Source organism: Candidatus Eisenbacteria bacterium, from assembly GCA_013140805.1.
Lineage (GTDB): Bacteria > Eisenbacteria > RBG-16-71-46 > RBG-16-71-46 > RBG-16-71-46 > JABFRW01.
Map to the genome: position 1 here is coordinate 1 of JABFRW010000028.1, position 24,893 is coordinate 24,893.

20 protein-coding genes and 1 tRNA gene are annotated in these 24,893 nt (G+C 67.4%); 15 read left to right on the forward strand and 6 right to left on the reverse strand.

The window, feature by feature from the left end:
- The first annotated feature begins 28 nt into the window (after positions 1-28).
- Positions 29-799, forward strand: coding sequence for a hypothetical protein (locus HOP12_02750; protein ID NOT33069.1), 771 nt, complete (start codon positions 29-31; stop codon positions 797-799).
- Positions 800-1,159: 360 nt separating this feature from the next.
- Here HOP12_02750 and HOP12_02755 read toward each other — a convergent pair whose 3' ends face one another.
- From HOP12_02755 to HOP12_02765, 3 genes are all read right to left on the reverse strand, one after another.
- On the reverse strand, positions 1,160-1,576 hold the full coding sequence (locus tag HOP12_02755; protein NOT33070.1) for a hypothetical protein: 417 nt from the start codon (positions 1,574-1,576) through the stop codon (positions 1,160-1,162).
- A 3-nt stretch (positions 1,577-1,579) separates the two neighbouring features.
- Entirely contained in the window at positions 1,580-2,458 is an 879-nt protein-coding gene (locus HOP12_02760; GenBank protein ID NOT33071.1) for an NmrA family NAD(P)-binding protein, read from the reverse strand.
- Between the two features lie 101 nt (positions 2,459-2,559).
- Entirely contained in the window at positions 2,560-3,543 is a 984-nt protein-coding gene (locus tag HOP12_02765) for a hypothetical protein (GenBank protein ID NOT33072.1), read from the reverse strand.
- Here HOP12_02765 and HOP12_02770 point away from each other — a divergent pair.
- Entirely contained in the window at positions 3,531-4,100 is a 570-nt protein-coding gene (locus HOP12_02770; GenBank protein ID NOT33073.1) for a heme-binding domain-containing protein, read from the forward strand. The genes HOP12_02765 and HOP12_02770 overlap by 13 nt on opposite strands.
- A gap of 144 nt (positions 4,101-4,244) precedes the next feature.
- Positions 4,245-9,965, forward strand: a complete 5,721-nt coding sequence (locus HOP12_02775; GenBank protein ID NOT33074.1) for a hypothetical protein — start codon at positions 4,245-4,247, stop codon at positions 9,963-9,965.
- Positions 9,966-9,980: 15 nt separating this feature from the next.
- On the opposite strand, the gene HOP12_02780 is transcribed toward HOP12_02775, so the two are convergent.
- Positions 9,981-10,337, reverse strand: a complete 357-nt coding sequence (locus HOP12_02780) for a hypothetical protein (protein ID NOT33075.1) — start codon at positions 10,335-10,337, stop codon at positions 9,981-9,983.
- Between the two features lie 165 nt (positions 10,338-10,502).
- Between HOP12_02780 and HOP12_02785 the strand changes: the two genes are divergently transcribed.
- The 3 genes from HOP12_02785 (at position 10,503) to ugpC (ending at position 15,225) form a co-directional block, all read left to right on the forward strand.
- The gene (locus HOP12_02785; GenBank protein ID NOT33076.1) at positions 10,503-13,355 is read left to right on the forward strand and encodes a hypothetical protein; all 2,853 of its coding nucleotides are present in this window, start codon (positions 10,503-10,505) and stop codon (positions 13,353-13,355) included.
- A 72-nt stretch (positions 13,356-13,427) separates the two neighbouring features.
- On the forward strand, positions 13,428-14,018 hold the full coding sequence (locus tag HOP12_02790) for an alpha/beta hydrolase (protein NOT33077.1): 591 nt from the start codon (positions 13,428-13,430) through the stop codon (positions 14,016-14,018).
- Positions 14,019-14,118: 100 nt separating this feature from the next.
- Positions 14,119-15,225 (forward strand): sn-glycerol-3-phosphate ABC transporter ATP-binding protein UgpC, encoded by a 1,107-nt coding sequence (ugpC, locus tag HOP12_02795; GenBank protein NOT33078.1) that lies wholly within the window; start codon positions 14,119-14,121, stop codon positions 15,223-15,225.
- Here ugpC and HOP12_02800 read toward each other — a convergent pair.
- A complete protein-coding gene (locus HOP12_02800) occupies positions 15,222-15,659 on the reverse strand; it encodes a hypothetical protein (protein ID NOT33079.1) in 438 nt (145 codons plus the stop codon). The genes ugpC and HOP12_02800 overlap by 4 nt on opposite strands.
- Positions 15,660-15,875: 216 nt before the next feature.
- Positions 15,876-17,339 carry an amino acid permease gene (locus HOP12_02805; protein ID NOT33080.1) on the reverse strand — a complete coding sequence of 488 codons (1,464 nt, stop codon included), beginning with the start codon at positions 17,337-17,339 and terminating at the stop codon, positions 15,876-15,878.
- Between the two features lie 114 nt (positions 17,340-17,453).
- Between HOP12_02805 and HOP12_02810 the strand changes: the two genes are divergently transcribed.
- The 9 genes from HOP12_02810 to HOP12_02850 form a co-directional block, all read left to right on the forward strand.
- The gene (locus HOP12_02810; protein ID NOT33081.1) at positions 17,454-17,939 is read left to right on the forward strand and encodes a hypothetical protein; all 486 of its coding nucleotides are present in this window, start codon (positions 17,454-17,456) and stop codon (positions 17,937-17,939) included.
- A gap of 2 nt (positions 17,940-17,941) precedes the next feature.
- Positions 17,942-19,003 (forward strand): chorismate synthase, encoded by a 1,062-nt coding sequence (aroC, locus tag HOP12_02815; GenBank protein NOT33082.1) that lies wholly within the window; start codon positions 17,942-17,944, stop codon positions 19,001-19,003.
- Positions 19,004-19,055: 52 nt separating this feature from the next.
- On the forward strand, positions 19,056-20,069 hold the full coding sequence (gene aroF / locus HOP12_02820; GenBank protein ID NOT33083.1) for a 3-deoxy-7-phosphoheptulonate synthase: 1,014 nt from the start codon (positions 19,056-19,058) through the stop codon (positions 20,067-20,069).
- Positions 20,070-20,076: 7 nt separating this feature from the next.
- On the forward strand, positions 20,077-21,033 hold the full coding sequence (locus HOP12_02825; GenBank protein ID NOT33084.1) for a hypothetical protein: 957 nt from the start codon (positions 20,077-20,079) through the stop codon (positions 21,031-21,033).
- 38 nt (positions 21,034-21,071) lie between these two features.
- Positions 21,072-21,147: transfer RNA gene (locus tag HOP12_02830), tRNA-Val, on the forward strand.
- Positions 21,148-21,164: 17 nt separating this feature from the next.
- Positions 21,165-22,937 carry a threonine--tRNA ligase gene (locus HOP12_02835; GenBank protein ID NOT33085.1) on the forward strand — a complete coding sequence of 591 codons (1,773 nt, stop codon included), beginning with the start codon at positions 21,165-21,167 and terminating at the stop codon, positions 22,935-22,937.
- A 130-nt stretch (positions 22,938-23,067) separates the two neighbouring features.
- Entirely contained in the window at positions 23,068-23,217 is a 150-nt protein-coding gene (locus HOP12_02840; protein ID NOT33086.1) for an alanyl-tRNA synthetase, read from the forward strand.
- Positions 23,210-23,890 (forward strand): biliverdin-producing heme oxygenase, encoded by a 681-nt coding sequence (locus HOP12_02845; protein NOT33087.1) that lies wholly within the window; start codon positions 23,210-23,212, stop codon positions 23,888-23,890. The genes HOP12_02840 and HOP12_02845 overlap by 8 nt, the downstream gene beginning before the upstream one ends.
- Before the next feature lie 130 nt (positions 23,891-24,020).
- The coding region (locus tag HOP12_02850; protein ID NOT33088.1) for a beta-lactamase family protein at positions 24,021-24,893 on the forward strand (873 nt) is incomplete at its 3' end.

Consider the following 24,893-nt stretch of genomic DNA (forward strand, 5'->3'; position numbering starts at 1 on the left):
GCGACACGTGACCGTCGTGACGACAGTCGTGAGCCACCGCTCCGCCGAGGGCAGTCCGGACCTCGAGTCGATTCATCGCGACAACCTGCGTCTCCTGCACGCCGCCGGCGTGAGCCTCGCGCTCGGCACCGACCATCCGGCCCTCACGGTGATCGACGAGGCGGAGCGTATTCGGGCGCTCGGCGTCTTCAGCGACACCACGCTGCTCGGTCTGCTGGCGGGGCAGACCGCACAGGTGATCCTGCCGCAGCGCAGAGTCGGCACGCTGACCGCTGGAGCGGAGGCGAGCTTCATCGTGCTGGCCGGCAATCCGCTCGTCGACTTCGCGCAGATTCGCAATGTCTCGTTGCGATTCAAACGCGGCCTGCGAGTCGACCCGCCCGCTCCAGCACCCGGCAAACCCTCGATCGCCGAAGCCATGCTGCCCGCACTGATGCAGGGCAAGCTCGACTCCGCGCTGGCCATCTATGACCACATGCTCGTCGCACGCCCGGACAGTTTCGACTTCGGAGAGCAGGCACTGAACCAGCTCGGATTCGCGATGCTCAGTCACCGGCAGACCGCGGGAGCCGTGGCAATTCTGCGCAAGAACGCGGAACGCTTCCCACAGTCCGCGAATGCATTCGACAGCCTCGGCGAAGCGCTGGTCGCCGCCGGCCGGACGCAGGATGCGATCGCGGCCTACGAGCGGGTGCTGAGGAATCTCGCAGAATCTCCACGCGGCGCACCCGAGTACCGGCGCAATCTGGAGACGCGCGCCCGCGCCCAGCTGGAACAGCTCCGCGCCGCGACTCGCTAGCGGCGAATCTCGAGGGCTGCGATTGCACGACTCATCGGGGCGCCGGCCGAAGCCGGCGCCCCGCGAGTTTCGAGTCCCCACGCACTCGCGTGACGACCCGTGCTTGATTCGTCTACGGATTCATCGTGCAGGAACTTGCGCACGGACTTCCGCACGGCTCCGGACACGGTCGGGAGCATTCCGTCGGACATGCTCGGTTGGCGGGCTTCGTGTCACCCGCGACTGCGAGTGCACTGGCTCCAAGCACCGCGGCGAGAATTGCGATTCCAAACATGCGCTTCATGATGAGACTTCCTTTCCGATCGATGTGAGGTGAGAGCCGCGCGCACAGACGGCGCGGCCCTTCGAACGCAAGATCTCTCACACCCCGGGCGGCGCTCGTGCGAGGGGCGGCGCGTGCGGACGCAATCGCACCGGAACGCTTAAGGGTCGCCGCTCCCAGGCGACTGCGGTGATGCGCGGAGCTTCGAGCGACTCGCGCTCGAACCATTCGGCAAGCGTTGCAGTCGCCGCCGGCTGCGTCAGTTCGACGTCGCGCGCGAGCAACCCCTCGAGCGGCCGATGCACGCACCAGGCGCGATCGCCTTGCGGAATCGGCGCAGCGGCGGTCGGCGCCACACCGCAACGGGAGGGACCCGAACAGCTCGGCGAGGAGGCGCACGCAACGTCACACTCGCTCCACGAGAACGGACACCACTCGATGGCGGGCAGCGCCATGAAGAGCGAGAGCAGGAGCGCGAGGCGCTCGATGGGTCGAGCCCGGCGTCGGTTGGTCATGTGCTAGCGAGTCGCCGACGCCGCCATCCAGGCTTTCGCGGTCTCGTCCGCGAACGACTCGAAGTCGCGCGGGGCATGACCGAGCACCCGGGTCAGGGTCGCGACCTCGTCGGCGGTCGCGAGCAGTCCACGCGTCTGGAAGTGGAGGTACATCAGTCGAAAGTCGTAGAGCATCGGGGCGGAAAGGTAGGGCGCATTCGCCTTCTCCCACGCATCCAGGTCGTCTCCGCCGTAGCGGATCTCGCGGCCGAGCGCCTTGCTCCAGATGCTCGCCGTCTCGATTCCGGTCATGCCCCGCGGGCCGACCAGATCGTAGGTCTTGCCCTGATGCCCATTCTGAGTCAGCGCGATCGCCGCGGCCTCTCCGATGTCACGCACGTCGACGCGCGATACCCCGGTGCCACCGAGCGGCTGAGGATAGACTCCGTACTGAAGCATCACGTCCTTGAACCACTGGTCGTTCTGGTGGAAGTTGCTGGGCCGCAGAATCGTGAAGGGGATGCCGGAGCGCTCGATCGCGTGCTCGACGCCGATCTTGGATCCGAAGTGCGGCAGATAGGACGCGCGATCGGCGTGCTGGACCGACAGGTAGACGATGCGCGCGAGCTTCTGCGTGATCGCCGCACTCACCGCCATGAGTCCTTCCTGGCACTCCGTCGAGCCGACGGCGTTCAGAAGGAAGGCGCCATCGACGCCCTTGAAGAGTCCCTCGAGGGACGCGGGGTCCAGGAGGTTGCCCTTCACGGTCTCCACGTTGGGGCCGAGCGCCGCGGCCTTTTCGGGATTGCGAGTCAGGACACGAACTGTCGCGCCCTGCTTCATCAGTTCGCGTGCGACCTGCGAGCCCACGGTTCCCGTGGCTCCGAGTACGAGGTACTTCACGTAACACCTCCGGCGAATGCGTCGAGAGATCGCAACCTGAACGCGGCGTGTCGCATCCTGACACTCCGAGCCACGCGACTCCAGCCCGGTCAGACGTCGCTCTAGTCTCGACGTCTCGCGAGCTCGAACCAGGTCAGGCGCTCGAGCTCGCGGCTGATCACGGTCTCGATCGGATTGCCGTCGGCGTCGGTCGCGGTGGCGCGCAAGTCGGTCTCGAGCCCCGCGAATCCCGACGGGGAGTAACGGACTCGCACCACGTCGTCAGGTCCGAACAGCTCGCTTTCGACCGAAATCAGCCATGCCGCGAGATGCCGGTTTCCAACCCGGAGGTGTTCGAGCGCAATCACCGTGGCGGTGAAACGCGGGGCGTCCCGAATCACCCACGTTGCGCCGCGCCGCAGCGGATAGCGAAGGGAGCTGATCTCGCCGGGAAGCACCCCGCCGGGACGGCTCCAACCGCGGCCGTGGACCAATTCGTCGACCCGTTCACGTTTGAATTGAACCGCACCCCACGCCGCCTGGCGCGTCATCGAGCGGCGGGTGTCGCGCGCCAGCTGCTCGACGGCTGCTGCGGCTTCGCGATCCACACGCGCGCTCAGCTCCGCTGCACTCGGTCCGCACGGCGGCGATTGGAGCAAACCGTCCCAGCGATACAATCCGGATCGATCCTGGCGGAGCAGATTGGACCCCCGGCGCGAGGACGCTCCGGCAGAATCGGTATCGGTCAGGCTCTCGACCACGTACGGTCGGCCATCGACCGTTGTCTCACACTCCTGAACGATGTCACGCGTCGCCGCGCTTGCGAAGAACGGGACGCAATCGTCGGAGCCGGCGGCCTGCACGCACACCTGAAAGGTCCGCGCATACCGCCAGTGGTTGCCGATCGTCAGGGGGTAGAAGTCTCGACGTCCGCGCGAATGACCATCGAATTCGGCGCCGGCCTCCGCAGTTGCCGAGTCGACCGCACTCGCTGCATCTTCGAGGGCAGGAGCGGTGGATGACGCCAGCTGCGAATGTTGCGTTTCGCAGCCGGTGGCGATCAAGGCCGCGATCAGGCCGAGCCATGGGCTCCATGATTTGCGCATGTGCGGTGCTCCTTTCGAGGGGTGGAGACCCTCGGGTTACCCCACTCGAGCGACCCGAGTTCCGAGTCCCGGAGGTGTCGTTGTCCAACCCGCAGAAGTTCCTGATCGCGAGTGGCGTCGCACTGCTCCTGTTTGGCGGGCTTCAGCTCGTGCCCTACGGACGCGATCACTCGAACCCACCGGTGGTGGCCGAGCCCACGTGGGTGAACGCCGAGACTCGCGCGCTCGCGAAGCGCGCGTGCTTCGATTGCCATAGCAACGAAACGCGCTGGCCGTGGTACGCCTCGGTCGCCCCGATTTCCTGGAAGCTCAAGGGCCACGTCGACGAGGGTCGCGAAGAGCTCAACTTCTCGGAGTTCGACTCCACCAATCGGCGCATGATGCGACGCGCGGGCAAGTCGGGCCGCGAAGTTCGCGAGGGCAAGATGCCGCCGTCGGACTACGTGCTCGCGCATCCCGACGCACGACTGACGGGAGCCGGTCGCGAGGCTTTCGCGCGCGCTCTCGATTCGACCTTCGCGGCGTTTCTCGGCCGTGAGGCACCGCGCGAGCGCTAGCGACTCACCGCATCGAGCCGCAGCTCGAAGTGGTCAGGGCGAACCGCGCATTTTGCACTGGAAAACGTGCAAATCGCTTGTGGCAGCGGTGCTTGACCCATGCCAGACTGCTTGCCTCTGATCGCACAAGGAGGAACTTCCCTGGTGCACTCTCACGCGCGACTCCGTCGGCTCATCGCATCGATCGTGACGAGTGGTGGCGTCTTGTTCGCTGCCACGGCGTTCGCTCAGACCAAGTTTCCGATCGTGGTGATGCGCGCCGATTCTGCGACCGGTGTGACACATCATCCGATTCCGGGTGCCGCTTCCCCGTGGCAGGACGTGCGTCAGAACTACGACGGCGCGCTCTCGGGCTTCGACGGAACGCTCGCGACCGGCTGGCGGGGCAATGGCACCATCGCTTCGCCCTATCGGCTCGAGTTCTCGGGCACCGGCGACCGCGTCTCGATTCCGGCCGGGGCGATCAGCGAGTTGCAGACACTGCAACCGGTCACGGCGATGATGTGGTTCAAGACCGACCAGAACTTCCCGGATTCGCGCATTCAGTACCTGTTGCAATGGCTGCAGACCGGTGGAGCCGGGATGGCGATCTCCACCCAAAACGGCAAACTCATGGTCTACCTGAACCCGTGGACCGAGGTTGCTGCACTGCAACCGAATAGCTGGTACCACGTCGCCGTCGCCAAGACCGCTGACTCGGTGTTCGTGTACTTGAACGGCGCGCTGCAATTGAGCGCGGCCAGCACCCTCAACGGCACACAGACCACGCCATTCTCGATCGGCGCCTCGGTCTATCGGTTCCTGGACGGCAGCGGCACCTACGACGACTACTGGACCGGCTCGATCTCGCACGTCGAGGTATGGCGCGGCGCGCTCTCGGGACCCGAGGTCCTATCGCGCTTCAGTGCCGATCAGGCGATCTACCTGCCGAATCCGCCGCTGCCGACTCCCGCGCGGGCACTCCAGCTGCGCGCCGACCAGGCGAACGGCACCGGGCCATTCGGCATCCCGGGGGCGGGCTCGCCGTGGGTCGATCTGACCGCGCCTTCGAGCAACGCGACGCTGCTGAACTTCGCCGGCAACCCGGGCAGTGGCTGGGCCGGCGCCGGCGTGATCGGCGATCCGTATCGGTTGCGCTACGACGGCACGAACGATCTCGTGCGCCTGCCCGCGGGCGCCGTGACCGAACTGCTGAACACCAACGCGATGTCGGCCGAGCTGTGGGTACGCACCGGCGCCGAAGTCACGAGTAACCAGTACTGGCTCGAATGGCTCGAGTCGTATGCGCTCGTCACCGGCATGACGATCTTCACCGAGAACGGCCAGCTCGCGGTCTATAACGGGCGGCCGAATTTCGTGAACGTCGCGAGCGTGCAGCCGCACACCTGGTATCACGTCGTGGTCGCGAAGCAACCGGGCGAGTGGCGCGTGTACGTGAACGGCGTTCGAGTCAGCACCTCGGCGATCCCGAACATGGGAGAGCCCAATTCCGAAGTGGCGATCGGCGCGTCCATCTTCCGGGGCCCCGGCCAGCACGGCGAGTATCTGAACGGCTCGGTCGGCCAGGTCACGTTCTGGAACGGCGCGCTCGACGACTCCGGGGCGCTCGCCGCCTTCAACGCCGATCGTGCGATCTACGAGAGCTACCAGCTCGCCGCGAGTGCGACGCCCGGCGGTTCGATCACGCCGGCGGGAACCTCGCTGGTCGCGCAACACGGCGCTCGCAACTACGCCATTGCGCCCGCGCCGCACTTTCAACTGGTCGACGTTCAGGTCGACGGCGTCTCGGTCGGCACCGTGACGACCTACGACTTCACGAACGTGGTCGCGAATCACACGATTCACGCGATCTTCGCGCCGATCACGTACGTGATCACGGCGAGCGCGGGAGCGAACGGTTCGATCGCGCCGGCGGGATCGGTCGCGGTGAACGAGGCCGCCAATCAGAGCTTCACGATCACGTCGGCGGTCGGCCATCACATCGCCGACGTGCTGGTGGACGGCGCTTCGGTCGGCACGCCGACGAGCTACACCTTCACGAACGTGACCGCCCCGCACACCATCAGCGTCTCGTTTGCGATCAACCTCTACCCATTGACGGTGAACGTGGTCGGCAACGGCACGGTGACCCGGCTGCCGAGTCAGGCGAGCTACGCTCACGGCACCGTGGTGCAGCTGACCGCGAATCCGGCGTCGGGATCCGGCTTCGCCGGCTGGAGTGGTGACACCGCCACGACCGCGAATCCGCTCTCGCTCACCCTGGTCGGTGCGCGCACGCTGACCGCGACCTTCAGCCCGCTGCACACCATCACGGCCAGCGCGGGCGCCAATGGATCGATCTCGCCGTCCGGCGCCGTCCCGGTCGCCGAGGGCACGAGCCCGGTCTTCACGATGCTTCCCGCAGCCGGCTACCACGTGCTCGACGTGCTCGTGGACGGCGTGTCGGTCGGGGCGCCGACCAGCTACACGTTCACGAATGTGGCGGCGAACCACACCATCTCCGTGAGCTTCGAGATCAACTCGTACACGCTCGACGTCACCACGATCGGAAGCGGCAGCGTCGTTCGGGTCCCCGACCGTCCGCTCTACACCCATGCGACTCTGATCGATCTGAGCGCCACTGCGATCACCGGCTGGCATCTGCGCGCCTGGAGCGGCGATGCGAGCGGCAACGCGAACCCGCTCACGGTCACGATGAACGCGAACAAGGCCGTCACCGCGACCTTCGCGCCGGACACGTTCGTGATCGCAGCGACGGCCGGGGGCGGAGGGAGCATCGTTCCGGGCGGAAACGTGCAGGTGACCTTCGGTGCCAGTCCGCTCTTCACGATCACACCGAACGCCGGCTACCACGTGCTCGACGTGCTCGTCGACGGTGCTTCGGTCGGCGCGGTGACCAGCCATACCTTCAACAACGTGACCGCGCCACACACCATCGCGGCGAGTTTCCAGATCAATAGCTACCCGATCACCGCGAGCGCCGGCCCCAACGGCTCGATCGCTCCGACCGGCCAGGTCCAGGTGCCGCACGCAAGCGCTCAGGCGTTCACGATCACGCCCGCAACCGGGTATCACGTGCTCGACGTGCTGGTCGACGGCGTTTCGGTGGGAGCCGTCACGGCCTACTCGTTCACGAACGTGACCGAGCCGCATACCATCGCCGCGAGCTTCGCCATCAACATCTACTCCATCACCGCGAGCGCCGGCGCCAACGGCGCGATCGCGCCACTCGGCGCAACCGCCGTTCCGCATGGCGGCTCGGTGAGCTACACGATCACGCCCGACTCGAGCTATCGCGTTCGCGAACTCAAGGTGGACGGCGTTTCGGTCGCGGGAGGGACGAGCTTCCAGTTCTCGAACGTCACGGCCAGTCACACGATCGTCGCGTCGTTCTCGCCGACTCCCTACCCGGTGGTGGTGATGCGCGCCGATTCGGCGAACGGTGCCGGTCCCTACGGCGCGCCTTTCAACGGCTCGCCATGGCAGGACTTGCGCAACAATCACGACGCGCTGGTTCAGAACTTCCTGCCGAATAGCCTCGGTAGTGGCTGGACTGGCAACGGAACACTCGGCGATCCGCATCGGCTCGAGCTGACCGGTCACGAGGAGCGCGCGCTGATCCCGGCCGGCAGCATTCCCGAACTGCAGGAGATGAAGCCCGCGACCGCGAGCGTGTGGTTCCAGACCGACTTCGACGGCGCCGATCCGACGCTGCGCTACCTGATCGAGTGGCTCGCGCCCGGTGATCGCGGCCTCGCGATCATCGTGCGCGACGGCAAGCTGATCGTGTGGCTCGGAGCGTTCGTCGAGGTCGCAACGCTTCAGCCGCATCGCTGGTACCACGTGACGTTCGCCAAGGAGCTGGACGAGTCGCGCGTGTACGTGAACGGACAACGCGTCTTCACCGGTGGAGATCCGTGGCTCGGCACGCAGGTGACCCCGGTCGGGATCGGCACCTCGGTCTACCGCATCATCGACGGCTTCCCGAATTTCTACGGCGACTACTACGACGGCGCGATCTCACACGTCGAGATCTGGCGGGGCGCGCTCAACGACTCCGAAGCCCTGGCGCGCTTCGCCGCCGATTCCTCGCGCTACCTGCCGAATCCGGTCGTACCCGCTGCACCCACGCGGCTCGTGCACCTGCGCGCGGATCAGGCCAACGGCGCGGCCGCGTACCCGGTGCCCGGCGCGACCTCTCCGTGGCTGGACCTCGCAGGCGCACCGACTCACGCGACGCTCACCAACTTCGGCGGCACCACGACCAGCGGCTGGCAGGGCGCGGGCGGCACCGGCGATCCATCGCGTCTTCGCTTCGACGGCACCAATGACGTGGTCACGCTCGCGCCTCGTGCCATTTCCGAGCTGTTGCCGCCGACCGCCGCCACCAGCGAGCTGTGGTTCAGGACACCGGCGAACGTCACGACCGAGCAGACGCTCATGGAGTGGCTCGAGTCGTTCGAACGCGCTCCCGGAATGAGCATCGAGTATCAGAACGCCCAGCTTCGCGTATTCCTCGATCACCCGGGGTGGGAGCCGATCGGAGCGGTGCAGCCCAACACCTGGTATCACGTCGCGGTCGCCAAGCAACCGGGCGAAGTACGCGTCTACCTGAACGGAGTGCGCACACTGACCAGCTCGTGGGCGACCTTTGGCGATCAGGGCTCGCAGGTCGGGATCGGGGCCTCGATCTGGCGCGGACTCAGCCAGCACGGCGAGTACTTCGCGGGTGATCTCGGGCAGGTCACGATCTGGAACGGGGCATTCGACGACGCGGCGGCGAATGCCTCGTTCCTGGCCGATCGGGATCGATTCTTCCGCTATCAGATCGTGGCGAGCGCAGGGGCCGGAGGCAGTGTGACTCCCGGCGACACCAATCGGGTCCTGCAGCACTCGAACGTCAACTACACCATCACGCCGCAGCCGGGCTTCGCGATCAGCGGAGTGGAGGTCGACGGAACTCCGGTCGGTGCGGTGAGCAGCTACGCGTTCAATGACGTGACCGCGAATCACAAGTTGAGCGCGACGTTCGTCCGCATCGGCTACCCGATCGTGGCGAGCGCCGGTCCCGGCGGCTCGATCGCCCCGGCCGGAACCGTGGTCGTAGCGATCGGCGGCAATCAGAGCTTTACGATCACGCCCACCGACACCTTCGTCCTCGCCAACGTGCGGGTGGACGGCGCCTCGGTCGGAACCCCGAGCGGCTACAGCTTCACGAACGTGCTCGCTGACCACACGATCGAAGCCAGCTTCCGGCGCCTCGATCTGATTCCGCCCACCGTCACGGTGACGAAGCCCGACGGCGGCGAGCTGTACCTGGTGAACTCGCAGGTGCCGATCCGATGGACCGCGAACGACGACGTGAAGCTCGGCTCCTTCGCACTGCATTACTCGACCAACAACGGCGGAAGCTGGCTGCCGATCGCGAGCGGCCTCGCCGACACCGCGCGCACCTTCGCGTGGACGTCACCCGCCACGGCTTCGACCCAGATGCGCGTACGGGTCACGGCGGCCGACAGCGCCGGCAACGTCGCGCTCGATGCGAGCAATGCGCCCTTCGAAGTTCGAGCGGGAGCCGTCGGCGTCGCCGGCGCACCGCGCGTGCTTGCGTTGAGCGGCTTCCGGCCGAATCCCGCGGTGCGCGACTTCCGCGTGTGGTTCTCGCTGCCGCAGGCAGGCGCGGCGCGGCTCGAGCTGATCGACGTGAACGGGCGTGTGATGCGCAGCACCGAAGTCGGCGGCATGGGTCCCGGCACGCACTCGGTCGACTTCGGAACCGAAGGGCGACTGGCGGCGGGCCTCTATCTGGTGCGACTCACGCATGACGACCGCAGCCTGCTGACCCGCGCGGTGGTGATGCCGTGAGTGGGGAGAGCACGCTCAGTCCAGCTGCGTGAGCCCCGCAATCACGAGCGATGCCAGCACCGCATCGCGCAGCACGCCCGCGGACTGCCGGGCAATCTGCGCGCGCGCGGCCGCGTCGGTGACGGTGTCGCGGGCACCGTTCAGGTCGCGGCGGCCAGTGGCCGCGAGCGCGATGCAGGTGGAGCGCTGCGCCTGCAATAGCCCGATCGCGCCGAGCAGCAGCGGTGGGAAGCTCATCAGCCGCCACGGTCTCGGCAGCCCGAGCCGCTCGACCGCCAGGAGCACCGCGATCGCAGCGGCCACACCGATGATTCCGCCGACCAGACGCTGTCGGCGCGCGGGTCCGCTGATGTTCGGGATGCACACGGTCACGGCCGCAACCTAGCACGGGAACCCTGCGCTCGGACTCGCTTCGCGCGCGCCGGGTCGCATGCCTTGGAGCGGCCGCGACCGATTCGCTATCCTCGTGCAGTCGCAACTCCCCGCGGCCGGGGCATTCCCGCCCGCCGCAGTCGTGTCCTCGAGCCCGGAGTACCCATGTCTCGTCCGCTTCGTCCCTTCGAGTGGCTGCTCGCGCTGGCGCTCATCACACTCGGATCGGTCTCGATCGCGGCCGCCGAGAACGAGGAAGACTTCGCATCCGAGAAGCGGGTGAGGGGCGCCTCCGCCGGTCGCTTCGCGCGCGAAGCGCGTCGCGAGGCTCCGCCACGTCGAGCGACCGATCAGGAACTCGCGGCGCGCGCGGCCGGTTCGCTGGCGCGGCAGACGGTTCCACTCGGCCTCGCGATCCGACCCATGCGCGAGGAACTCGAAATCACCGGGCCGGGCGGACTCGATTGGAACTTCCTCGGCCCCGCCCCGATGACGGGTGACTACTGGTCGGCGGGACGTCCGACCTCGGGGCGCGTTTCGTGCGTGGCGACGCACCCGACGACTCCATCGATCGCCTACATCGCGGCCGCACAGGGTGGGGTGTGGAAGACCACCGATAGTGGCGCGAGCTGGACGGTGCTCACCGACGGGCTTCCAACACTTGCCTCGGGCTGGGTCGAGATCGATCCGGCGACCCCGAACAAGCTCTACTACGGCACCGGCGAACTCCACTACTCGGGCGACAGCTTCTATGGAGATGGCATCTTCAAGAGCACGGACGGTGGCGCCAGCTGGTCCAAGCTCGCGGACAATGGTCAGGTCGGGAGCTACATCGCGCGCGTGAAGCTCAAGCCGGGCGCTCCGAGCACGATCTACGTCGCGGGCAGTGACGGCGTGGTACGCAGCACCGACTCGGGTGGCTCGTGGACCAGCTCGCTCGGCGCCGGCAGTGCCGACGACCTGATCGTCCATGCATCGACTCCGGCGCTCGCCTATGCCTCGATCAATCAGATCGGCTTATTCAAGAGCACCGACAGCGGTGTGTCGTGGACGCAGCTCGGCGGCGGACTGCCGGTCGCCGACTTCGGCCGCATCAATCTCGCGATCGCAGCGACGAACGCGAACGTGCTGTTCGCCAGCGTCGCGACTCCGGGCGGCGATCTCAACGGTCTCTACAAGAGCACCGACGCCGGCGTCACCTGGGCCGCGCTGGCCGGGGTCCCCAACTACCTCGGCGGCCAGGGCTGGTACGACAACGCCGTGGCGATCAGTCCGACCAACGAGAACATCGTGTTCGCGGCCGGCATCTATCCGTACGACGCGAGTCTCGCGGGAGTGATCCGCTCGACCAATGGCGGCACGTCGTGGACCGACGTCACCAACTCGGTGCATCCCGATCAGCACCACCTGGCGTTCGCGGCCGACGGGGCGCTGTGGCTCGGCAACGACGGTGGCGTGTGGCGGACCACGAATCTCGGCAACAGCTGGAGCGCCCGAAACACCGGGCTCGGCATCACTCAGTTCTATACCGTCGGCCTTCACCCTTCGAATCCGAGCGACCTGCTCGGCGGAACGCAGGACAACGGCACCGTGCGCTACACCGGCGTGCCGGTGTGGCCGCAATGGGTGACGGGGGATGGCGGACCGGTGGTCTACGAGCGCGACAACCCCAACATCTTCTATCAGACCTACGTGTTCCTCTGGTACCTGTCCAAGTTCGACGACACGAACTATCTCGGCGACGTGACCGGCCCGTGGCAGTCGAACGGCGACAACGCGGACTGGTGCAATGGCCCGCTGATCGAGGATCCGAACAGTTCGGGGACTCTGTACGTCGGAACCTATCGGGTCTACAAGAGTCCGGATTCGGGCGGATCGTGGAACCTCATCAGTCCGTCCCTGGCGCCGGGCGGGGTGCTGCTCGATCTCGCGGTGGCGGTCGGCAACTCGAACCGCATCTATTCCGCGAGCGACAACGGTCGGGTGTTCGTGACCGATGACGGCGCGATCTGGAACGACCGCAGCGTCGGACTGCCGTCGCGAGCACTCACGAACGTACTGATCGACCCCGACGACGAGGACCGCGCGTATGTGTCGGTCGACCAGGCCAGCGGGATACGGGTCATGCGGACCACCGATGCGGGGCTGAGCTGGTCGAGCATGACCGGCGATCTCCCGAACGGCCTGCGCGGCCTGAGTCTTGCGGTCGATTTCCGCCCCGACGTCGATCGGCTTTACCTCGGCACCGACTACGGCGTCTACGCGTCTCTCGACGCCGGCTCGACGTGGGTCGACGGGGGCACCGCGATGCCCGATGTCGCCATCTACGAACTCAAGCTCGACACGACGAACGACTACCTCGTTGCGGCGACCCACGGGCGCAGCATGTGGCGTGCGGCCGTCGATCTGGCCGCGCCGGACGTCTCGGTCTCGGCGCCCGATGGCGGCGAGGTTTGGAACGTGGGGAGCACACACAACGTGACGTGGGCGGCCACCGATCTGGCCGGCGTGTCGAGCGTCGACGTGGTGTTCGAGCCCGGTGGGGCCGGAACGCCGGTGGTGCTGGCCTCCGCGATCGCGAACTCCGGAACCTTCGCGTGGAGCATCACGCAGCTGCCCACCACCACCGCGCGAGTGCGCGTGATCGCGCGCGATCCGTCGACGAACGTCGGCGAAGACACGAGCGACGCTGACTTCACGCTCGCCGCGAGCGGCGTCGGAGTCGGCGATCCGACCCCGACGGCCGATGCTCTGCACCCGGTGCGATCGAATCCCGGCCGCGCGCCGTTCGAGATCCGTTTCGCGCTCGCGCACTCGGGCAACGCCAGCCTCGAACTCTTCGACGCGGCCGGACGGCGGGTGCGGGTGCTCGGTGCGGGGATGCGCGCAGCGGGCGAACACCTGCTTCGGTGGGACGGACGCGATGACGCAGGACGTGCGGTACGCGACGGGCTCTACTTCTACCGTCTGCGCTCGAACGGCTTCGAGCGCACCCTGCGGCTCGCGCTGATCCGATGACGCGACGCACGATGACGGCCGTCGTCCTTGCGACGGTCGTCGTCGGAGGCGTCGCGCTCGCGCGAGGTTCTGGTGTGGTTGATCCGGGCCGCAGAGCTGCCACCGTTCATCGCGGTGGCGATTCCCAATTCGCCGCGCCGCTCGTGGGAATACACTCCGGTGCCGGACGGGACTCGCGAAGGGGGCGGAGCCGCTGCGTTCGGTCGCTTCGTCATCGAACGCGTCAAGCCGGAGATCGATCGCGAGTATCGGTCGCTGCCCGATTCGGCGCATACCGGAATCGTCGGATCGTCGCTGGGCGGTATCGTCTCGCTCTATCTGGGGATCGAGCACCCCGAGACCTTCGGCATGGTCGGCTGCGTTTCCCCTGCCGCCTGGTGGGGAGGGCCAGAGCTGGTGCGTCGCACCGCCGCGCGCGCACGCCCCGGGCTTCGTGTCTGGATCGACATCGGAACGCGCGAGGGCGGACCGGCCGGCTGGGAGCTGACCCGCCGTGACGCGGAGGCCGTGTACCTCGCGCTGCTCGCCCGCGACTGCCGCGAAAACGTCGATGCGTGTTTCCTCGTCGACGAAGGCGCGCTCCATGACGAGCGCGCATGGGCAGCGCGGGTCCCGGCGCTGCTCCAGTTCCTGCTCGCCAGCCAGCCGCCCGCCTCGCAGTAGCCCGGTCTGCGGTTGAGCCACGGGTGCCGCTCGGCTAGATTGTCGGGGCCTGCGCCGTGTCGATCCCGCCGTCCCGCCGCACTCTCGGAGTCTCGAGCCCATGCCCAGCGTGTCCCTGCGTGACGTCACCAAGACCTACGGTCGCGGCACGTACGCCGTCGACCACGTGAGCTTCGAGATCGCGGACGGCGAGTTTCTGGTGCTCGTCGGCCCTTCCGGATGCGGCAAGTCCACGTTGCTGCGCATGATCGCTGGCCTCGAGGACATCAGCGCGGGCGAGATCCGCATTGGCGAGCGGGTGGTCAACGAAGTCGAGCCCAAGGACCGCGATGTGGCGATGGTGTTCCAGAACTACGCGCTCTACCCGCACATGTCCGTTCACGACAACATGGCGTTCGGACTGCGGCGTCGCAAGCTGCCGGAGCCCGAGGTGGAGCGACGGGTGAAGCAGTCCGCCGAACTGCTCGGCCTGACCGGCTACCTGCAACGCCGGCCGCGCGAGTTGTCGGGAGGCGAGCGACAGCGCGTCGCGCTGGGGCGCGCGATGGTGCGCGAGCCCAAGGTATTTCTCTACGACGAGCCGCTGTCGAACCTCGACGCCAAATTGCGCGTTCACATGCGCGCTGAACTCAAGCGCATCCACGCACGCGCACGCACCACCACGGTCTACGTCACGCACGACCAGGTCGAAGCCATGACGCTGGGCGAGCGGATCGCCGTGATGCGAAAGGGCGTGCTGCAGCAGATCGCGGATCCCTTCACGCTCTACAACCGTCCCACCAACCAGTTCGTCGCCGGTTTCATCGGCAGCCCGCCGATCAACTTCGTGGCGACCCGCGCGGCCGCCGATGGCCGCTCGCTCGAAGCGGAAGGGATTCGCTTCCCGCTATCGGCCGCACTCGCCGCCCGAGTCGAGCCGCTCAATGGCCGTGAAGTGACACTCGGCGTCCGCCCCGAGAACCTCGTGTTGAGCCCGACCGGCGACGGCATCAGCATTCCCGCCCGCGTCGAGGTGAGCGAGCCGCTCGGCAACGAAGTGCTCGTCCACTGGGCGACCTCGGTGGGAGAGCTGATCTCTCGCGTCCCGGGGCAGGTCTCGCCGACGCCGGGATCGAACGCGACGCTCCACGCCGGATACGAGCACCTGCATCTGTTCGATGCCGCGAGCGAGGCGTCGCTCGCGGCCCTCGAGCCGGCGCGCGCCTAGCGGCCGGCCTTCGCGATCCGGAACACCCGACCGGTTTCGGCCGGGAGTGAGACGCTCGCTCCGGGCTTCCACGTTTCGGTGGCACCCGTCATCGCGACTGTCGCAGTGACCGCGCCGCCCCGTGCAGTGAGGTCGAGCGGCATCTGCGCCGCCGCCTTGCTCGCGTTCAGCGCGATCACGAATGTGGCGTTCGCGTCGCTGCGCTCGAAGCCGTAGACCATTCCGGCCGCATGAAGCGTGCGGAAGGTTCCGGTACGAAGTGCCGGATTCGCGTTTCGGAGCGTCGCGAGCTTCCGATAGTAGTGGTGCATCTCGACGCGCCTGGGGGCCTGCTGCCAGCCCCACAGGAACGGCCGCCGGCAGTCGGGATCGCGGCCGCCCTCCATGGCGATCTCGTCGCCATAGTAGATGTGAGGCGCGCCGACGTAGGTCATGCCGAATATCGAACCAGTAGGGCACTTCGTTCGGCACGTCGAGACGCAGGCCGGCCACATCCATGTCCTTGAGCCAGAACTCGGTCGCATCGAAAAGGTGGTTGATCAACGCGACGTTGGGCTGCGCCTGCTTCACATCACGGATCGCTTTCTCGGCGTCGTTGTTCCGCGACAAGACTTGCGGCGCCTGCCGGGCTCTATTTCGCGCGAGCGAGCTCAGACGGTCGGCACGTCACCCGGCGGCTGGTGCGACTTCCCTGACCGGAACCGCCTCCACAACGCGAAGGCCGGAAGCCCGGCGAGCGTGAGCAGGAGGCCCATCGTCGATTCGCGAGGTGTGGCACGCAGCGTATCGAACGCGAGGGCCAGCATTGCGATCGCGTACATCAACGGCAGCACGGGATAGCCCCATGCCCGGTAGGGGCGCGGCAGCGCAGCATGCGTGATGCGCAAGCGAAACAGTCCGAGCACCGCCGCGACGTGGAAGCCGATGCCGACGAAGACCACCATGGTGTAGAGCGACGCGTAGGTGCCCGAGAGCGTCAGTGCCACCGCCCAGGCGCTCTGCGCCCACAGGCTCACGACCGGCACGCGCCAGCGTGGATGAACCGCTCCGAACGCCGACGGCAGGTGCCCGGCCTCGGCGATCGGCCCGTAGAGCCGTGAGCTGTAGAGAATGGTGGCGGCGAGGCAGCCGAACGACGACACCACGACCAGCCACGCGATCGCCCGCCCGGCGCTGGCTCCCCACAGTGCGGCCGCCGTCGCTTCGGCGACGCGGCGCGATCCGGACAGCTGCTCGATCGGGAGCACCCGCAGGTAGGCGAGGTTGACGAGCGCGTAGAGCACCACCACCGCAGCCACACCGATCAGCAGACCACGCGGAAGCGAACGCGCCGGCTCGCGGAGTTCTCCCGCCGAAAAGGTCAGTGCGTACCAGCCGTCGTAAGTCCAGAGCGCCGCGATGAGCGCGACGGACAGTCCGCCCCATGCCGCTCCCGCGAACGCGGACCCCGAGGCCGAGCCTGCGAGCATCGAGTCCGATGCCACTCCTGCGACCTGGTGCAGGCCGGCAGCCCCACCGCCGGCGGCGAGTCCGGCGAGCCCGAGCACGAACAGCGCGAGGGCCTTTGCGAACGTGAACAGATTCTGAGTGGTCGCACCGGATCGCACCCCGAAGTGATTGACCGCCGTGAGCACCACGATTCCCGCCGCGGCGACGAGCTGCGGCGCTCCCGTGCGAAGCGTTCGAGAGAGGGGAGCCAGCGCGAGCTCGAGCCCCGGAAGTGCTCCCACCAGGTACTCGCCGAATCCGATCGAGATCGCGGCGATCCCTCCGGACATGATCACGAGGAAGCACGCCCAGCCGAACAGGAAGCCCCACACCGGGCCCCATGCCTCGGCGAGAAAGTGATAGAGGCCACCCGCCCGCGGCAGCATCGCGCCGAGTTCCGCATACGCGAGCGCACCGGCCAGCGTGAGAAGCCCGGCGCCGATCCAGACTCCGATCACCAGTGCGGGGGCGCGCACCGCGGCCGCCACATCGCCCGCGGTGAGAAAGATCCCCGTGCCGACCACGGCTCCGATCGTCAGCAGCGCGCCATCGAGGGTTCCGAGGCGCCGCGCGAGTCGAGTGGGTTCGATTGGAATGGCAGGACCGGCAGCGGCGCGGCGGGACATGACTCGAACGCTCTCACAGTCGCGCGGGGCGAGAAAGGCCGAGCGGTTTTGCGCATGCGTGCGCACTTGCTAGCCTGCGCGCATCCGCTCTCAACCTTTCTCACGAGGTGCGCCATGTCGAAACCGACTCACGCCGACGCCGAACTGCTGCTCCACCTCTACGAGGTTCGACGCGAGCCCGAGCTGCGCCGCGCGCGGGCCTGGTTCCTGACCCAGTTCAAGCCCGGCGAATGGGCCGAGATCAAGGCGCTCTACCTGTCGCACAGCGACGAGGACCGCTGGTTCCGCATGACGATTTCGTACTGGGAGATGGTCGGCACGCTGGTCAACCGCGGGGCGATGAACGCCGAACTGTTCTTCGATCACACTGGGGAAGACGTCGTGACCTGGGAGCGATGCAAGAGCTGGATCGTTGCCGCGCGCGCCGACATCCGGCCAAGCTATCTCTATCAATTCGAACGACTCGTAGCGGCTCACCTCGCGTTTCGGGCGAAGGTGAATGCCGCGGTGACCGCCGGCGCTTCTCGCGCCGGGAGCAGCTCGCGCCGGACGAAGTCGGCGGCACGCGGCGGCAAGCGCAAACCGGCCCGGCGGCGCTGAGCATGTCCTCTTCGTTCGGCACGCTGTTCGTCGTCACGACGTTCGGCGAGTCCCATGGGCCGGGAGTCGGCGTGGTGGTGGACGGCGTGCCGCCCGGGATCGCGATCGAAGCGGCGATGATTCAGCGCGAGCTCGATCGGCGCCGGCCGGGGCAGAGTGCGCTGACCTCGCAGCGCCAGGAGGCGGATCGCGTCGAGATCCTGTCGGGTGTGTTCGAAGGCATGACGCTCGGCACGCCGATCGCCATGCTGGTCCGCAACACCGATGCGCGCTCGCAGGATTACGACGCACTCAAGTCGGTCTACCGCCCGGGGCACGCCGACTACGTCTACTTTCAGAAGTACGGCATGCGCGATCATCGAGGTGGCGGCCGTTCGTCGGGGCGGGAGACGGTTGGACGCGTGGCAGCCGGCGCACTGGCGCGAGCGGCGCTCGCGACGGTCGGAGTGAGCCTCGTCGGCGGCACCGTCCAGGTGGGCGAGGAGCGGGCGTCCGAGCGCGACTGGGAACAGGTCGAGAACAACCCGGTGCGATGTCCCGATGCCGCGGCCGCGCTGCGAATGGCGGCGGTGATCGAACGCGCGCGCGACGAGCAGGACTCGGTCGGCGGCGTGGTCGAAGTGATCGCGCGCGGCGTGCCCGTGGGTTGGGGTGATCCCACCATGGCGAAACTCGATGCGATCCTCGGCGCGGCGATGCTTTCGATCCCCGCGACCAAGGGCGTCGAGATCGGCGGCGGATTCGGCATGGTCGCCAGACGCGGATCCGAGACCAACGACGCGTTCGACGGCACGCGCTACCTCACCAACTTCGCCGGCGGCATCTCGGGCGGGATCTCGAATGGTGCCGAAATCGTGGTGCGGGTCGCCGTGCGTCCCGCGACCTCGATCGGCAAACCGCAGACCGCGGCCACGGCGTCGGGCGAGACCACGACGATCGAGATCAAAGGGCGACACGACCCGTGCATCTGCCCGCGGGTGGTGCCGGTCGCCGAGAGCATGATGGCGATCGTGCTGATGGACGTGTGGCTGCGGCAGCGCGCGCTGCGCGGCCGCGAGGCCTGACGCGCCGCCGACTCGCATCGCATCATCACCACTCAAGAGGAACACTGCCCACATGCTGGTCCTGCTCAAACCGGGTGCCGCCGAGTCCGCAGTCAGTGACGTGACGTCGCGGCTGCGCATGCTCGGGCTCGCCGTGCATCGTACCGACCATGAAGGCCAGGTGCGCCTGTGCGCGGTCGGCGAGGTGGGGCGGGTCGACTGGGCACAGGCGGCGGGCTGGGCGGCGATCGAACGACTCGAGAAGATCCCGTCGCCCTTCAAGCTGGTGAGCCGCGCGTTTCAGCCCGCGGCGACCTTGATCTCGGTCGGGCGAGTGACGATCGGCAGCGAGCAGCTCGCGCTCATGGCGGGACCCTGTTCGGTCGAAAGCGAGAAGCAGGCGTTCACGATCGCGGCGGCGGTCGCCAGGTCCGGCGCCACGGTGATGCGCGGCGGAGCCTTCAAGCCGCGCACCTCGCCCTACTCGTTCCAGGGGCTCGGCGAGGAGGGACTGCGCATCCTGCGCCGCGCCGCCGATGCGCACGGGCTCGCGGTGGTGAGCGAGGTGATGGACACCGCGCAGGTCGCGCTGATGGCGCGCTACGCCGACATCCTGCAGATCGGCGCTCGCAACATGCAGAACTATTCGCTGTTGCGCGAGGTCGGCCAGCTCGACAAGCCGGTGCTGCTCAAGCGCGGACTCGCCGCAACGATCGAGGAATGGCTGATGTCGGCCGAGCACGTGATGTCGCAGGGCAATCGCCAGGTGATCCTGTGCGAACGCGGCATCCGGACGTTCGAAACCTACACCCGCAACACGCTCGACTTGAACGCGATTCCGGTGGTGAAGGAACTCTCGCACCTGCCGGTGATCGTGGATCCGTCGCACGGTACCGGCATTCGCAACAAGGTTGCGCCCATGGCGCGCGCCGCGATCGCGGCCGGTTCCGATGGTCTGATGATCGAAGTGCATCACGATCCCGATCACGCCCTCTCGGACGGCGCGCAGTCGCTGTACCCCGAGCAGTTCGAGGAACTGGTGGGACAGGTGCGAACCATCGCGGGCGCGATCGGGCGGCGCGTGTGAGCTTCGCGTGACCGCGCCGACCCGATCCGGCCAGCTGATACCGTTCGCGCTCATTCTGTTCGCCGGGGTGCTGATCGGTTCGTTCACGCTGCGGCTCGCGACTCCGCCGCCGCCCGAGCCGCCGCGGTTCGTGTCGATCACGGAAGCGGGGGCGGCGGACGAGTCGCCTGCGGTGTCGCCCGACGGCCGCTGGCTGGTGTGGTTCTCGGAGTTCGGAGGAGCGCTCGGGGTCTGGAAGCGGCCGCTCGCCGGAGGTCAGCGCTCGCCGATCGCGACCGGCGCGGTCGGGCTCCCGCGCTTCACGGCCGACGCGCGCGCGGTGCTCGTAACCGCGTCGGATTCGACCAGCACATCGGTGTATCGCATCGCGCTCGCCGACGGACGCAGCACGCGGGTGTTGTCGGACGCGCTCGACGCCGATCCATCGCTCGACGGCCGGTGGCTCGCCTACCTGAGACGCGAGTCGCGCGGCGACGCGATCGAGTGGGTGCTCGCGATTGCGGACTCGGCCGGGCGCGGCGAGAAGATCGTCCATCGCGAACACGGCCGCGGCCTGCGCGGTCCGCGCTGGTCGCCGGACGCGAAACGCCTGGCGGTGAGCGTGCGGGCGCGTCCGGACTCGAGTGGCGCGATCCTGCTGCTGGTGGTGGGTGAAGTGGCGCGCCCGCTCACGCTGCCGCTCACGAAGGGCTCGCCGTCGGTCGGCGCGTGGCTCGACTCGAAGCGCTTCGTCTACGCGATCTCCACGGCCGCGACGGCCACGTGGCCCTACGCCGGTTCGAGCATCCGCGTGCACCACGTGAAGCGCGATCGATCGTACGAAGCCTTGTGGCTTCCGATCGCGATCGACCAGGTCGAGACCACGCCCGATGGACGGTTGATCCTCGGCTCGGCCGGCAATCAGGTCGAGGTTCCGAATCTGTGGCTCGTCGACCGCGTGCCGGGGGTGCGAACCGCGCCTTGACGCGAACGCGTCGCTTGCGGCTAAATGCTCGGCCTCGCGGGCGTTTAGCTCAGCTGGTAGAGCACTTGCTCGACAAGCAAGGGGTCACTGGTTCAAGTCCAGTAACGCCCACCATCTTCCTGGATCCCGCCATGTCCGTCGCAACCGAAGACCGTCCCGACGTCTCCCACTATCCCGGGGGGGAGGCGCTCTATCGACTGCGGCACTCGGCTGCACACGTGCTCGCCACCGCGGTCACCGAGCTGTTTCCGGACGTGAAGGTCGCCGGCGGACCGCCGGTCGAGAACGGCTTCTACTACGACTTCGCACGCGATACGCCCTTCAGTACCGACGATCTCGAGCGCATCGAGGCGCGCATGCGCGAGATCGTTGCGGCCGACCAGCCGTTCGAGTTCGCTGAGACCACCCGCGAAGCCGCGCGCGCGCACTGGGACAAGGCGGGAGAGAAGTACAAGTTGCACTTCCTGTCGGTGATCCCGGAAGACGCGAAGGTCACCACCTACACCAACGGCAAGTTCGTCGACCTGTGTCGCGGACCGCACGTCGCGAGCACCGGCCGCATCGGTGCGTTCAAGCTCACCCACGTGGCGGGTGCGTACTGGCTCGGCAGCGAGCGCAACGAGATGCTGCAGCGCATCTACGGCACCGCGTTCGCAAGCCCGCAGGAGCTCGAAGAACATCTGAAGCGAGTCGAGGAGGCGCTCAAGCGCGACCATCGGCGCCTCGGTCGCGAACTCGAGCTGTTCTCGCTCCACGAGGAAGTGGGCCCGGGGCTGGTGTTCTGGCACCCGAAGCTCGGCATGGTGCGTCACCTCATGGAGACGCTGTGGAGGGACGAGCATCAGCGGCGCGGCTACCACTTCGTGTATACCCCGCACATCTCGAGCGAGAAGTTGTTCGAGGTCTCCGGCCACCTGCAGAACTACGCCGATCTGATGTACTCGCCGATGGACATCGACGGGCAGCCGTTTCGAATGAAGCCCATGAACTGTCCCGGCCACATCATGATCTACAAGACCACCAAGCACTCGTACCGCGAGCTGCCGATCCGCTACGCCGAACTCGGCACCGTGTATCGCTACGAACGCTCGGGCGTGCTGCACGGCATGGAGCGCGTACGCGGCTTCACCCAGGACGACTCGCACATCTTCTGCACTCCGGACCAGCTCGCCTCCGAAGTCGAAGGCGTGCTCGACCTGATGGACTTCCTACTGCGCACCTACAAGTACGAGCACGTCTGCTACCTGGCGACGCGCCCCAAAGAGAAGTCGCTCGGCACCGACGAGGAGTGGACGTTCGCGACCGAAGCGCTGCGTGCGGCACTCGAGCGCCGCGGGCTGCCCTATGAAGTCGACGAGGGCGGCGGCGCGTTCTACGCGCCCAAGATCGACGTCAAGCTGCGCGATGCGCTGGGACGAGAGTGGCAGTGCCCGACGATTCAGGTCGATCTCAACCTGCCGAAGCGCTTCGGCGTGACCTACACCGGCTCCGACGGGCAGGAGCACGAGTGCATCATGCTGCACCGCGCGCTCTACGGCTCGCTCGAACGCTTCGCCGGCATCTTCATCGAGCACACCGGCGGCGACTTCCCGGTGTGGATCGCTCCGACTCAGGTCATGGTGATTCCGACCAACCCGAAGGCGTTCGATTACGCGACCGAGACCACCCGGCTGCTGAAGGAGCAGGGAGTCCGCGCGCAGTGCGATCTGCGTGACGAAAAGCTCAACGCGAAGATCCGCGACGCCGAAGTCGAAGAGAAGATCCCCTACATGCTGGTCGTCGGTCCGCGCGAAGCCGAAGCAGGCACCGTCACGCCGCGCCGCAAGGGCGTCGGCCAGCAGGAGACCGTCACGCGCGAAGCGTTCCTCGAGCGCGTGCTGGCAGAGACTCGCGCACGCAGCTGAGGCCGAGTTAGGTGGACTCAACACTTGACCGTAAGGGTGCACTACTGCTATTTAGGTCACCCTAATGAACGTCGATCGAGAGGCCAAGCAGGGCTTTCGGGCTCAGGCGGCGAATCCGGTCCTGACCGAGATGGTCGAGGCAGGCTCGCCTCGCTGGAGCCGCTTCTGGCTCCGCGTCCGCCAGCTCGGCTTTCTCGGCTTCCTCTTCTTTCTCATCAAAGGACTGCTGTGGCTGATCGTGCCGGCGGTCGTCATCTGGTGGAGATCCCGCAATGGCTGAGCAGCCCTCGAGTGCAACGACGAGCCCCGGAGTCATGGACCTGCTGCGCGACGGCACCGCCGACCTGCACCGCCGCGCGGAGACCCAGCCGTTTCAGATCGCGCTCGTGAAGGCGACCGTCACGCGCGACGAGTACGCGACGTGGCTCGGCCAGATGCGGCTCATCCACTCGCGGCTCGAACGGCATCTCGCGACGCTGCGGACCGGGCAGGCCCGACTCGCGCCGCTGCTGCGCGACGAGCTGATGCAGTCGCCGCGCCTCGCCGCCGACTTGCGCGTGCTGGGGCACGATCCGGATTCGATCACGGCGCTGCCGTCGGTATCGCGCTTCGTCGAATACCTCGACGACCTGGCCACACGAGATCCGCTCGCGCTGATGGGCGTCCATTACGTGCTCGAGGGCAGCAAGAACGGCAACTCGTTCATCGCGCGTGCGCTCGCCAAGGCGTGGGACGTGAATCCGCGCGAGTCGGCCGCGGCGATGAGCTACCTCGATCCGCACGGCGATCAGCAGCGTCCGCTGTGGCAGGAGTTCCGCGGCGTGATGAACGCGATCGAATTCGAACCGGCCCAGCGCGACGCGATGCTCGAGGCGGCCCGCGAGACGTTCGCCGCGGTCGGTGATCTGGCCGGCGAGTTGCTCGAATCGGCCGAGGCCGACCCGCAGGCCTGAGGACCGAAGTCGCCGGGCGACGCGGTGCACTGAAACCCGCGCGCGCGGTCGGCCGGTCAGACCGGATCGACATGCCGGCGCGTCGGCCGTGAGTGGCCGGCCGTGCGGTGTCCAGATCCGGAGCGTCGCGATGAATTCCGTTGTGCTCGTGTGCGTCACCACTGCGCTGTTGTCGGTCCTCGGAACGGTCCAACCGGTCGCCGCGTTTCGCGCGGAGGGACCGCTCGCGCCTCGCTTCGCCGCGCGACTCTCGCGCTGGGAGACGATGCGCGATTCGCTGCGCATTCCCGGCCTCGCGATCGCCGTCGTGCGCAACGACTCACTGGTACTCCTCGCGACTTCGGGTGAGCGTGACGTGGCGCGAGGTCTGCCGGTCACGCCGCAGACCATGTTCTACATCGCCTCGTGCACCAAGCCGCTGGTCGCAACGCTGAGCGTCCGACTCGACGAACAACGGCGCCTCGCACTCGATACGCGATGTCGCGAGGTGCTTCCGGGCTTTCGGCTCGCCGATTCCGCGGCCACCGACTCGATCACGTTGCGCGACCTGCTGTGTCATCGCGCCGGACTCCAGAACCCCATCATCACGATGGGGGAGGCCTATTCGGGAACCATGACCCCGGCGCGCTTCGCCCGGCTGCTGGCGGCCACGCGACCGACCGGGACGTTCGAGTATTCGAATCTGCACTACACGATCGCCGGCCGCATGATCGCGGAGCGCTGCGGCGGCAGCTGGAAACGGCCGCTCGAGCGCGAACTGTTCGCTCCGCTCGGCATGACGCGCAGCACCACGTCTGCGACCCGCTACCTGTCCGATCCCGATCACGCGGTTCCTTACTCGCTCGAGTTCGGCTCGGTGAAGCCGGCGTTCACCAAGTCCGACGCGACCATGCACGCCGCGGGCGGTGTCGCGTCGAGCACGCTCGATCTGATCCGATTCCTCCGCTTCCATCTCGCCGATGGCGTGCTCGACGCGCAACCGATCATGGGCGCGGACGCGATT